Raw genomic sequence first — 12,227 nt, 5'->3', positions numbered from 1 at the left:
TTTTTTTAATTTTTTCGCTATTTTTTCACTATTTTTTTGTGAATTAAGGCTTGATAATTTCTAAAGTATAGGCATCGAAGTCGTTTCGTGATATTGGAACTAAAATGTCAAACTTAAATGGACTGTTTTTAGGAATACGTTGAATGCTCGAAAGACTTTCGACCAAATACTCCTGTGGGGAATAGATGTAAGTCGATAATGTTTGTTGTTTTTCTTTTAAAGTGACTTTGATATTAGGCAAAGCCAAGCTTTTATCATAGTAATTGATCAGCTCACCCGTAAATTGTGTATTCATACGATCTACACGTTTAACCTTCACGCGATTTGCTGAAATTAAGCTATAGCGTTCTTCTAAACTGCTACAGTTAAAAAATTGACAGACTTGGGTAAACACAGAATTCAGTGCAGGGCTGCTGTTTAAAAACTTTGGGTTAAACCACAAAATTTGGAAGATCAACAAGCCAATCAATAAAAGATTAATAATTCCCCAAAGTAAGTAGTAACCATTGCCATGCTTTTTTTCACTTTCAAGATCAGGCGCAGACAACTTCATGGCAGGAATGTTGCCAATCGGTTCAGTACTGAAATAATTGAGGTTATTCAGATAGGTTTTCAGATCAATATTGGAATGTTCAACTTTACGCTGAAAAATATCTAAAATATGTTGCGGTTGCGCAAGTTCAGCAGTTGCCTGCATAAAACTGCGGTTTTGAATGTGATGTAATTGTGATGTGACTGAGTTTTTATTTTGAGGAAAGGCAAATACCAAATGCGAAAGAGCATTAAAGGTATTGTCGCATTTAGGACAACAAACCATCCCTTGCGCAACGGTCAGCTGCGCAACGGATACTTTATAAACAGTTTGGCATTCAGGGCACTTGGTTTGCTTGTCACTCATAACTCAAAAATTACAGTTAGTGGGGATGGCGTTTCCCAGAAATTCGACACCAGTTTTCTTCACGTTTTTCGACTTGTACTATATCAAAAAATTCAGAATAAACACTAGAAACTTCAGCAACTTGCTCTTCAATTACACCTGCAAGTGCGAACTCGCCCTCAGATTTAATTAAAGTTGCAAACTCTGGCGCAAGCATCATCAATGGGCCTGCCAAAATATTGGCAACTAAAATGTCTGCTTTTTCATTACCGATGGTTTCATTGAACTCTTCTGGAAGTCCCACATATAAGTTTTTAAGTACACCGTTGAGTTCTGCATTTTGTTTGGTCGCTAAAACTGCTTGCGGGTCAATATCAGTCGCATAGACTTTTTTTGCACCGAGCAACAAAGCCGCTACTCCTAAAATACCTGAACCACAACCGTAGTCGATCACGACTTTATCTTTTACATTGGTTTTACCTAACCATTGCAGGCACAGGAACGTACTGGCATGGTTACCTGTACCAAAAGCCAAACCTGGGTCAAGTTTAATATTGACTGCATCTGCCTCAGGTGGTTCTAACCATTCAGGTACAATCCATAATTTCTCTGCAATCTGGATTGGCTCGTAGTAATCCATCCATGAGCGTTCCCAAACCTGATCTTCCAAAAATTCACTGCGTAAAGGGGCATCTGGCATTTGCGCACGAATAAAGGTTTCTAAGGCTGCAACATCAATTTCTTCACCTTCGTCTTGTGCATAAATACCTGTCACAATGACTTTGTTCCAAAGTGGTGTTTCACCTGGCAGTGGCTCAAGTAAGTCCTGATTTTCCGCATCATCTAAGGTTACGCTGACTGCACCCAATGAACTGAGCAGGGTTTCAGTAAAATCGACTTGCGCTTGATCAACAGTAATATGTATTTGTAACCACTTCACGGAGATAACCTAAAATTTAATGCGAAAGCGCTATTGTAACTGAACTGCTGCAGACGCTGTTATTTTTTATTCGGATTGCGAAAGGGAAAACTCTATACGATTGGAAGTTTCAAATTCGCTTTATGCTTATAGTCGAATAATGTGACAAAAATATAACTCTAAAAAATATAAGTTAAGAATTTGTTTGAACCATCATCGCTCAATCATCCCCAAAACAGTCAAATTGCTGGATTGGGGATGATTGAGAGACTTGTTTAGGATGCAGATTGCTCCGATGCAGGTGTCGGCACAAATTTATTTAGTAATGTGCCTAAAATTGCGGCAAAAATATACATGAAAATAGAATAAACCGCAGCAGGCATGGCAATGGTTGAGCTTGACATAACGGTTAGGGCGATAGTCATTGCAAGGGTACTGTTGTGAATGCCAATTTCAAAGGCGCAGGCTCGGGCTTGTTGGCTATTTACGCCAAAGAAACGCGGGACAAAATAACCAATCAATAAACTGCAGGCACAGAACAGGGCAGTGGCAAGTCCTACATCTGCCAAATAAAGCATGATGTTGTTTCGCTCTTTGGCAATTGCGCCAATAATAATCACAATTAGAAAAACCACAGCAAAAATACGCACAGGTTTGTTTAAGCGGTCTGCCGTTTGAGGGCTAAAATGGCGTACTAACATCCCTAAAGTGACAGGGATAATAATAATTAAAAACACCTGCAATACTTTGGCAAATTGTAAGCCAACTTGTTGCCCATCCTGAATAAAATGCTGAATGGCAAAGTTGACAATCAGGGGCAAGGTAAATGCTGCAATCACGGAATTCACGGCAGTGAGGGTGATGTTTAGTGCAATATCACCTTTATATAAGTAGCTAAATAAGTTGGCTGTTGGCCCACCTGGAGATGCTGCTAGTAGCATGAGTCCGACTGCAAGCAGTGGTGGTAAATTCAGCAGTTTACAAATAAAGAATGCAATTGCTGTCAGGACGACCAATTGACAAAATAAAGCAATAAACACTGCTTTGGGGTGTTTGCTCACCCGTTTAAAGTCGTTAGGAGTGAGTTCTAAGCCAAGTCCAGCCATGACCACGGCCAAAGCCAGCGGCAAAAATATTGTGATTAATCCTGAATCCATAAACACTCCTTTGTTTTTACATCTACAATAATTTATTTGATATTTAACTGTTTGTTTAATATGTAGTTAATTTTGCTCACGTTTTAAATTGTATTTTTATTGTGGTTTAAACTCTGCTCCTGTTTGTGTTGATGGGCAAGTTTGGCCGATTGTCTAGCTAACATACTCCCTAAAATAAAGCTGAACATATACATAAAAATGGTGTAAATCGCAGAAGGAATGGCAATTTCAGTGCTTTGCAAAACCGATAGCGCAACGGTTAAAGAAACAGCAGTGTTATGAATGCCAATTTCAAAACAACAAGAGCGTGCTTGTTGATCAGGCACACCCGCCAAATACGGCACAAGATAACCAATAAGTAAACTTAAAAAGCAAAAAAGCGCTGTGGCGATACCAATCGCACTGAAATAGTCAAAGACATTGGCGCGTTCGCGGAAAAGCGCATAAAAGAATAAAGCGAAAATGAAATAAATGGACATCAAACGCATAGGTTTGCCCAACTGTAATGCAATTTGTGGCATTGCATTACGCACCGCCATTCCTACACAAACAGGCACAATAATCAGTAAAAAAACCTGTGCCATTTTTTCAATTGGCATGCCAATTTGTTGTTGATCGGTCATAAAATACAGAAAAGACAAATTAACAATAAAAGGCAGCGTAAAGGTCGCCATCACAGAGTTCATTGCGGTTAGGGTAATATTTAGGGCAACGTCACCTTTATAAACATAGCTAAATAAGTTCGCAGTAGGCCCCCCTGGTGAGGCAGCAAGCAGCATTAAGCCAATTGCCAAGAGCGGTGGCAATTCTAAAAATAAACAAATTGAAAATGCTAAAACAGGCAAAATGACCAATTGTGAAAAAAGCGTTAAAAAAATGACTTTAGGAAATTGATTGACCCGAATAAAGTCTTTAGGCGTGAGTTGTAAGCCTAAGCCCATCATCATCACAGCTAAGGTCAGTGGTAGAAAAAAGGTAAAAAAGCCTGAATCCATAGCACATCCTTTATTTTTTTCTTATGGGTATAATTTTCCCTCTCTTTGCAGTGTAATTGTTTTTTGAGCTTGTGCAATAAACAAAGCAGTCACTTCTTATAAATGACTGCTTTGGTGTTATTTTCATGCTTTCAGTTTGAATGAATACCCGATCTGTTCATGAAAATATAGATTAACTGATTGATCACATTGCAGCAGGGCGTGGTGGCGTAAAGCCTAAGGCACATTTGCCTTTTAACTCAGTACCATTGACTGTAATGACGGTGCTTTGCGCATCTGCCATACAAGAACGGTATAATTCAGGCTCATTGCCTTGTAATTGCACTGCTTTAGATGAACTAAAGAATTGTGGTTCACAGGTACCATTCCAGATAATCCCACGATAAGCAAAGCTTACAGGTGCGCCCTGAGTTTTACCTTTACAGACTTGCTGGAATTTTTGCGCGTTATAGACGGTTTCTACTTTATCATTTGCCTGCACTGCAAATGGACTGAAAAATAAGCCACAAAGCATAGAGGACAGCAAAATTTTCTTATTCATGATGTTTCCCTTTGTTTCTCATATCTGTGTTATTAGGATAAAAAATAGACAAATTAAAACAACGGTGATCTGGTTAATTTTTAGGTCTAAATGTTTTTATGTACAGTAAAAATGCAAATTTGGATTACAAAATATTAATTTTGTAGCGCGGTTAAGCCAATAAAATCGACTGAATCTGTCAACTTATGCCACAAGTTTTGCTATAATATTCCGTCTTTATTTTTTATCTCTCATTGACCATTATGCACTATCCTAAAGTTTACGATGTCATTGTTATTGGTGGCGGTCACGCAGGCACCGAAGCGGCGCTTGCAGCAGCACGTATGGGTCGTCAAACCTTACTCTTAACTCATAACATTGAGACTTTAGGGCAGATGAGCTGTAACCCTGCAATTGGCGGGATTGGTAAGTCGCATTTGGTACGTGAGATTGATGCCTTAGGCGGTGCAATGGCATTGGCTGCCGATAAAAGCGGGATTCAATTCCGTATTTTAAACTCGCGTAAAGGTGCTGCGGTTCGTGCAACACGTGCGCAGGCAGACCGTGTTCGTTTTAAAGCTGCGATTCGTGCCACTTTAGAAAACCAAGCCAATTTAGATATTTTCCAACAAGCAGCCGATGACCTGATTGTAGAAGGCGATACTGTAAAAGGTGTAGTCACTCAAATGGGGATTCGTTTTGATGCGAAAACCGTGGTATTGACCACAGGTACATTCTTGGGTGGTGTGATTCACATCGGTTTAGAAAAATCGAGCGGTGGTCGTGCAGGCGATCCTCCATCAATTGCTTTGGCGGCACGTTTACGTGAATTAAATTTGCCTGTAGGGCGTTTAAAAACAGGTACGCCACCACGTATTGATGCACGCTCAGTCGATTTTTCGGTCATGATTCCGCAGCCAGGTGATTTCCCATCACCAACCATGTCATTCATGGGTGATGTGTCGATGCACCCTGAACAAGTGAACTGCTATATCACCCATACCAATGAACGTACTCACGAAATTATTCGTGGTGGTTTAGATCGTTCACCGATGTATACAGGTGTGATTGAAGGTGTTGGCCCACGTTACTGCCCATCGATTGAAGATAAAATTCACCGTTTTTCTGATAAAGACTCGCATCAGGTATTTTTGGAGCCTGAAGGTTTAGATACACATGAATTGTATCCAAACGGGATTTCAACCTCTTTGCCGTTTGATGTGCAGTTCGAGTTAGTTCGTTCAATTCGTGGTATGGAAAATGCGCATATTTTGCGTCCGGGCTATGCAATTGAATATGATTACTTCAATCCACAAGCCTTGAAATTCACTTTGGAAACCAAAGCCATTAATAACTTGTATTTTGCAGGTCAAATTAATGGTACGACTGGTTATGAAGAAGCGGGTGCGCAAGGTGTGTTAGCTGGTTTGAATGCGGCACGTCGCGCTTGGGATCAGGAACAATGGACACCAAAACGTGACGAAGCTTATATTGGTGTATTGGTTGATGATTTGATCACGCTAGGTACTAAAGAACCGTACCGCATGTTTACCTCACGTGCGGAATACCGTTTGATGTTGCGTGAAGATAATGCCGATCAGCGTTTGACGCCAATTGGTCGTGAGCTTGGTTTGGTGGATGACACTCGTTGGGCGGCTTACTGTGAAAAAATGGAAGCAGTAGAACGTGAAACAGGGCGTTTACAGCATTTGTGGGCTGCACCAAACAACCCAATGGGCAAAAAATTTGTTGAAATGACAGGTGCAGATTTATCTAAAGAATGTTCTGCGATTGATCTGTTAAAACGTCCAAATATCAGTTTTGCGCAAATTGCAGAATTAACAGGCTCAGAAGTTTCTGGACAAGTGGGCGATCAAATTGAAATTGCAGTGAAATATGCAGGTTATATCAACCGTCAGCATGAAGATGTCGCACAATTAAAACGCTTGGAAGAAACCAAAATCCCTGCCGATTTTGATTATGATGCAGTGTCAGGTTTATCGCGTGAAATCACGCTAAAATTGAAGCATGTTTTGCCTGAAACTTTGGCACAAGCCAGTCGTATTCCAGGTGTGACACCTGCCGCAGTTCAATTGGTGATGATCACCATTCGTAAAAATGCACAGTCACGTAAATCTGCTTAAGGTTTGATGGATTGATGAAGAAGCCCACAATTTAAATTGCGGGCTTTTTTATGCGCCAAAGTAAATCAGATGCTAAGCAAAGAAGAAGTTGCGTATAAGAATAAATCTGATTTCGACTGCATATCTTATGATTTCACAGCTAGATCAGGAGCATTTAAAGTGACACTTATCAACATAGATAGGAGCAAAATATGACTTTAAAAAGCATTCGTTATAGTACAGCTGAACTGGCATGCCCACGCTGAACGATGCCGAGTCAATTTTAATTTTAACTTCAATCAGCAATCACAATAATTTGATTTAAAAGAGAACGATAATGCTATCGCCCCAATATATTTGGGGCTTTTTTATTCCTGAGTTTGATGCACCGCATTGGCAACTTCTACAGGTTCAATCTGAATTAGCTTTTTACCAAAACTACGCAACCACCAAACCAATTGTGAGGTAAACGGCACAGTGGCAGTCACCAACACATTACCATTTTCCAGTGTTTCCATAGTTTGATCTTTGCTTAATTGGCTTTCATCGAAGTATATGGCATCAGCTTTTTGCATGGTAAGTTTGAGCTGAATATTTTCAGTAGCTTTACTGAAATCGACTCTAAAACCTAATTCGCCAGATTCAATATAGGCATCAATATCAAAATTAACAGGATGCAAGGCGCGTGAATCTAAAACTTTGGCTGCTTTAAAACGATGCAGGGCAAAGGTTTGAATGTCGGTTTTGTCAAATCGAGTACAGATTAAATAAATCACCGCACCTTTTTGCACCAAAGCCAAAGGATTCAGCACATAAGTTTTTTCTTCGCCTGAATTGCTGCGTGATTGATAAATACATTCCAGTTGTTTGTCTTGGAGTAAGCCTTCATAAATCGCCTGTTGTGCATTGCGGTCTACGACTGGTGGAATTAACGGTTGTGTTGCAGGCACAATTCGCACACGATTAATCCATTGGCGGACATTGTTTTGGGTCGATAGACTGCGTCGTGCCAAATCAAACCATGGGTTCATTTCTTCAATCAAACTTGGCGGCAGCAGATGTTTTAAATGTTCCTCGACCATCATAAACGTTACCGCTTGAGAGCTGGTCATGTGCGGTAAACTTTGAATCGGTGCATCTGAACGCCAGCGCCAACCTTGTGGCACGGTACCATTACTTTCAATTGGAAAGCGCTGAGAAATTTGATTTAAGTCACGTTGAATCGTACGCAAACTAATGTCGATACCTTCACGTTGCAGGACATCGTGTAATTCACGTGTGCCCATCCATTTACCTGTAGAAAGGCGCGATAAAATTTGCCATTGGCGATATAAACTATTCGATGTTTCTTTTTCTTGTATAGACATATTCAATATTTACTAGGTCAATTCATACGGATGAAAACTTGTTCTTCCACACAATAAGAAAACTCGGAATGATTAGCAAGTTTTTTACTGAAAAAGGGCAGCATATCACTGCAGATTTTGCAGTAAATATCACAAAATTTGGACAGGCAAAGTTAATCAAATAATAGAAACGAATCAAAAGCCATGACTTCAAACCATACTTGGATCAATTAGAAAAGCAAGACCTAACAGTTATATTTAAGTGAAAACCCGTCATTGTTTTGTATGGTAGATACAGGTTTATGTAAATAAAAGCGGTCTGAGTGGATGAGTGCTGTAGGTTAATTGGGCAAGGCGATTGAGGTGCTTTATCGCGATGAATTATCAACAGACCTTAGAGTTAGGAGGATGAAACAACCGTGAATTTATCTAGCAGCGATGCGCGAGAAATTTTTTGGTTAGCCCGTTATTTAACCCGTATTCAATATGTATGTCAGCAATTTCCATTTAAACAAAATGATGCTGCTTTGACTTATGCACATGCCTTTTGTTTGCCTGCATTTGATGCAGCTTCTTTAAATGAATTGATTTTAAACGAAGAACAGCCTGCTTCATTTGCGATGCAGTTTGAGCAAACACGGACAAAAATTCAAAACTTGGCACAGGTGTTTTCTAAAGCTACTTATGTTGAATTACAGCAATGTATTCAAAATGCGTGCGATAACGCGAGTTATATTTGTGATGTGGTACAAGACTGCGAAGCACTATTAGATGCAGAACCACAGCAGATATATTTATTTTTCCAATTGGGGCAAAAAATTGAACAATTAGACCGACAAATTCGGTTAAAACAATCGACTGAAAAGACTTTGTCGCAATTGGAAATGATTGTGCAATGCCTAAAAGATTTAGGTTGGACGTCGTTTGTAGACGCATGGCAACAGCTGAAACAGCAACCCGATACCATGCATTTTTATCACTTTAGTGATCATATTCAGCACTTACTTTCGGTGGATTAAGCAGAACTTGTCATGTCAAATTAATCGACAACAATATTATTTTAAGCTCTGTGTAGTTAAAAAAATAGTGGAAGCCGAAGCTCCCATTATGTCTTAACTTATTACTGGCTTTGAACAGCTATCAAATTCAATAGCTTTGACTCGTGCAGTACTTTCGGCTCGGTTACTTAGTCGCGTTCAACCGCAAGTGCAACACCCATACCACCGCCGACGCAAAGCGTTGCGATGCCTTTTTTTGCATCACGGCGTTGCATTTCGTGTAGTAACGTCACAAGGATACGGCAACCAGAAGCACCAATCGGGTGACCGAGGGCAATTGCACCGCCATTCACGTTTACTTTATCTAAGTCTAAGCCTAGTTCTTTGGCAACGCCTAAAGCCTGAGCGGCAAAGGCTTCGTTAGCTTCAATCAAATCAACTTGATCTAAGCTCCAGCCTGCTTTATTCAGGGTTTTCTTTACCGCTTCAACAGGGCCAAGACCCATAATTTCAGGCTCAATACCCGACATTGCATAGGCTTTAATACGTGCTAAAGGTTGTAGACCTAAGGCTGCAGCTTTGTCTGCACTCATCATCAACACTGCTGCTGCACCATCGTTAATACCAGAAGCATTGCCTGCGGTTACGCTGCCATCTTTTTTGAACGCAGGGCGTAATTTATTCAGGCTTTCAAGCGTAGTATTGGCTTTGATGTATTCATCTTCAGCAAATACAATTGGGTCGCCTTTACGCTGTGGAATGCTTACAGCCGCAATTTCATCTTTAAATTTACCAGCCGCTTGTGCTGCAGCCGCGCGTTGTTGTGAAGTCAGTGCCAATTGGTCTTGTTCTTCACGGTTTAAACCAAGTTTTTCTACAATATTTTCTGCAGTAATACCCATGTGATATTGGTTATAGGCATCGGTTAAACCATCAGCCACCATACTGTCGATCAACTGGGCATTCCCCATTTTTTGACAGTTTCGCAATTGCATATAGTGTGCGCTTTGTGACATTGATTCTTGACCACCAGCAACCACAATTTCTGCTTCATCACACTGAATCGCTTGTGCAGCCAAATGTACGGCACGTAAACCTGAACCACACACCACGTTAAGCGTTGATGCAGGTACTTGCACAGGAATACCTGCAGCAATTGCGGCTTGGCGTGCAGGGTTTTGTCCTACACCTGTAGTGAGTACGTTGCCCATAATCACCTGATCGACTTGTTCAGGCTGTACTTTGGCACTGTCTAATACCGCACGAATTGCTGTTTGCCCCAATTGTGGTGCAGATAAAGAAGCGAGGCTACCTAAAAAACTACCAATTGCAGTACGTTTTGCAGCAACAATGACAACATCTTTCATTTTATATCCTTAAATCTTATGTTCACGTTTCTGTGGATGCACATGATATATAGCATGTGCATTACTGATGTTATATGACTGATTAAAATAAATTTACCAAAACATAGCGACCTGGTGCTGCTTCTATTGTTGGATATTGTGCATTACCTAAGGCACGGGCAGGGGATTGTTGGCCTGCATACGGTGTAACCCAAGCCTGCCAGCGTAGCCACCAAGACTCAGGATGATACTCTGCACCATCTAGCCATTGCTTGGTATTTTCAAACTTGGCAGAGTTGGTATAGCAGCCGTATTTATTACGACTTGGCGGATTCACAATGCCTGCCACGTGTCCAGATTCACCAAGTACCAGTGTAGATTCACCGCCTAAGTAATCTGCACCACGGAAGCTTGTATCCCAAAGTGCGATATGATCTTCCTGCGTTGCAATAAAGAAGCTTGGTGTTTTGACACGAGAAAGGTTGAGTCCAACACCGTTTACTTTCACTGCGTTTGGTGAAATCAATTCATTATTCAAATACAAATTACGCAATAAGAAATTATGAATTTTGGCAGGAATATTGGTGCCGTCGCTGTTCCAATACAAAATATCGAAATCTGAAGGCTCTTTGCCTTTTAAATAGTTCTCGATGTAGTAGTTCCAGTACAGGGTATTTTCACGTAACAAACTGAACGTAACTGCCAATTGGCGACCATCAAAATAACCGAATTGATTATTTAAGGTTTCTAAACCATTAATCACAGGTTCATTAATAAATACGCCTAAGCTGCCTGGGTTTTCAAAGTCGATAATGGTTGCCATATACGTGGCAGATTTCACATGACTTTTCAGGCGTTTTGCCACGTAATAAGCCTGCGTTGCAGCAAGTAAAGTACCACCAATACAATAGCCGATACAGTTGGCTTCTTTTTCTCCTGTAATTTCTTCAATAACACGCAAAGCTTCAACCGCACCTGCGGTGATCAGATCAGCGAAAGTGAGTTCTTTTTGTTCAGCATTTGGGTTACGCCAAGACATTAAAAAGACCGTATGACCTTGCTGACGTAACCAGTTCACCAATGAGTTTTGTTCGCGTAAATCCAGCACATAATATTTATTAATAAATGGCGGCACGATTAGAATCGGGGTTTGATATACATTTTCTGTCGTTGCTTCATATTGCAACAACTGGAAAATTTCATTTTCAAAGACCACTGCGCCTGGTGTATAGGCTAAATCTTTACCCAAGCTAAAAGAGTCACTATTGACTATGCGAATAGATAAATATTTTCCGCTATTGACCACATCATCATGGAAAATTTGCATACCACGGACAAGGTTTTCGCCTTGTTCGGTAATGGTTTGCTGAATCACTTCAGGGTTAGTCCAAAGAAAATTGCTTGGTGATAAAGCATTAATCATTTGACGGGTAAAAAAGTGAATGCGGTAACGCACTTTGTCTGGAATGCCTTCTACGACATCCACCATATTTTGTACCAGTTGGCTAAACAGCAAATAAGACTGCGATAACAGGTCAAAATTGGGTTGTTCTTGCCATAATGGGCTGTTAAAACGACGATCACCACTTTCAGGTTGAATGAATGGTTCGATGTCTTTTGCCACACTGCGCATCATCACATTTTGGTAGATTTGCATTTGACCTTGCCACCAGCTCCATTGCATTTCCATCAAGCGTGCTGGATTTTTAGACAAAGCTTCAAAGAACATAGACATATCTTCTTTGTTGAGCTGTGTTAAGGCGTCATTAATAGGGCTTTGCCCATAATAAAATTCTTGTAGTTTTTTCCAGATATCATCGTGGCTAGAGAAAAATTGTAATATATTTTCTTTGAATTGAAATGAGTTCTGTTTCATTTCATCGCTCCATGGCACATGGCTTTTAGCAATCAAATTGAGTGCAAGGCTGAAACTAAAACGGGGAAAT

Annotated in this window: 10 protein-coding genes; 2 read left to right on the top strand and 8 right to left on the bottom strand. The window is 40.4% G+C overall.

What is annotated here, in order from left to right; genetic code table 11:
• Positions 1 to 43: 43 nt before the first annotated feature.
• From FTV43_RS06330 to FTV43_RS06310, 5 genes are all read right to left on the bottom strand, one after another.
• The gene (locus FTV43_RS06330; RefSeq protein WP_004973129.1) at positions 44 to 898 is read right to left on the bottom strand and encodes a DUF3426 domain-containing protein; all 855 of its coding nucleotides are present in this window, start codon (positions 896 to 898) and stop codon (positions 44 to 46) included.
• A gap of 16 nt (positions 899 to 914) precedes the next feature.
• Positions 915 to 1,817, bottom strand: a complete 903-nt coding sequence (gene prmA / locus FTV43_RS06325) for a 50S ribosomal protein L11 methyltransferase (RefSeq protein ID WP_179995131.1) — start codon at positions 1,815 to 1,817, stop codon at positions 915 to 917.
• A 254-nt stretch (positions 1,818 to 2,071) separates the two neighbouring features.
• The gene (locus FTV43_RS06320) at positions 2,072 to 2,953 is read right to left on the bottom strand and encodes a bile acid:sodium symporter family protein (protein WP_179995130.1); all 882 of its coding nucleotides are present in this window, start codon (positions 2,951 to 2,953) and stop codon (positions 2,072 to 2,074) included.
• Between the two features lie 83 nt (positions 2,954 to 3,036).
• Positions 3,037 to 3,948 carry a bile acid:sodium symporter family protein gene (locus FTV43_RS06315; RefSeq protein WP_004973134.1) on the bottom strand — a complete coding sequence of 304 codons (912 nt, stop codon included), beginning with the start codon at positions 3,946 to 3,948 and terminating at the stop codon, positions 3,037 to 3,039.
• Positions 3,949 to 4,132: 184 nt separating this feature from the next.
• On the bottom strand, positions 4,133 to 4,489 hold the full coding sequence (locus tag FTV43_RS06310) for a hypothetical protein (RefSeq protein ID WP_004973135.1): 357 nt from the start codon (positions 4,487 to 4,489) through the stop codon (positions 4,133 to 4,135).
• A 242-nt stretch (positions 4,490 to 4,731) separates the two neighbouring features.
• Here FTV43_RS06310 and mnmG point away from each other — a divergent pair, with 242 nt between their 5' ends.
• A complete protein-coding gene (gene mnmG / locus FTV43_RS06305; RefSeq protein WP_179995129.1) occupies positions 4,732 to 6,612 on the top strand; it encodes a tRNA uridine-5-carboxymethylaminomethyl(34) synthesis enzyme MnmG in 1,881 nt (626 codons plus the stop codon).
• A 347-nt stretch (positions 6,613 to 6,959) separates the two neighbouring features.
• Here mnmG and FTV43_RS15900 read toward each other — a convergent pair whose 3' ends face one another.
• On the bottom strand, positions 6,960 to 7,958 hold the full coding sequence (locus tag FTV43_RS15900) for a YafY family protein (protein ID WP_004973137.1): 999 nt from the start codon (positions 7,956 to 7,958) through the stop codon (positions 6,960 to 6,962).
• A 398-nt stretch (positions 7,959 to 8,356) separates the two neighbouring features.
• On the opposite strand from FTV43_RS15900, the gene FTV43_RS06295 reads away from it, so the two are divergent.
• The gene (locus tag FTV43_RS06295) at positions 8,357 to 8,956 is read left to right on the top strand and encodes a hypothetical protein (protein WP_004973138.1); all 600 of its coding nucleotides are present in this window, start codon (positions 8,357 to 8,359) and stop codon (positions 8,954 to 8,956) included.
• 167 nt (positions 8,957 to 9,123) lie between these two features.
• On the opposite strand, the gene FTV43_RS06290 is transcribed toward FTV43_RS06295, so the two are convergent.
• Positions 9,124 to 10,302 carry an acetyl-CoA C-acetyltransferase gene (locus FTV43_RS06290; protein WP_004973139.1) on the bottom strand — a complete coding sequence of 393 codons (1,179 nt, stop codon included), beginning with the start codon at positions 10,300 to 10,302 and terminating at the stop codon, positions 9,124 to 9,126.
• A gap of 82 nt (positions 10,303 to 10,384) precedes the next feature.
• The gene (locus tag FTV43_RS06285) at positions 10,385 to 12,157 is read right to left on the bottom strand and encodes a class I poly(R)-hydroxyalkanoic acid synthase (protein ID WP_179995128.1); all 1,773 of its coding nucleotides are present in this window, start codon (positions 12,155 to 12,157) and stop codon (positions 10,385 to 10,387) included.
• Positions 12,158 to 12,227 lie beyond the last annotated feature (70 nt).

It is taken from the genome of Acinetobacter sp. YH16053 (assembly GCF_013417035.1).
GTDB classification, from domain to species: domain Bacteria; phylum Pseudomonadota; class Gammaproteobacteria; order Pseudomonadales; family Moraxellaceae; genus Acinetobacter; species Acinetobacter towneri.
Note: the sequence above shows the minus strand (reverse complement) of the source record. Positions and strands in the feature narration are given on the sequence as shown.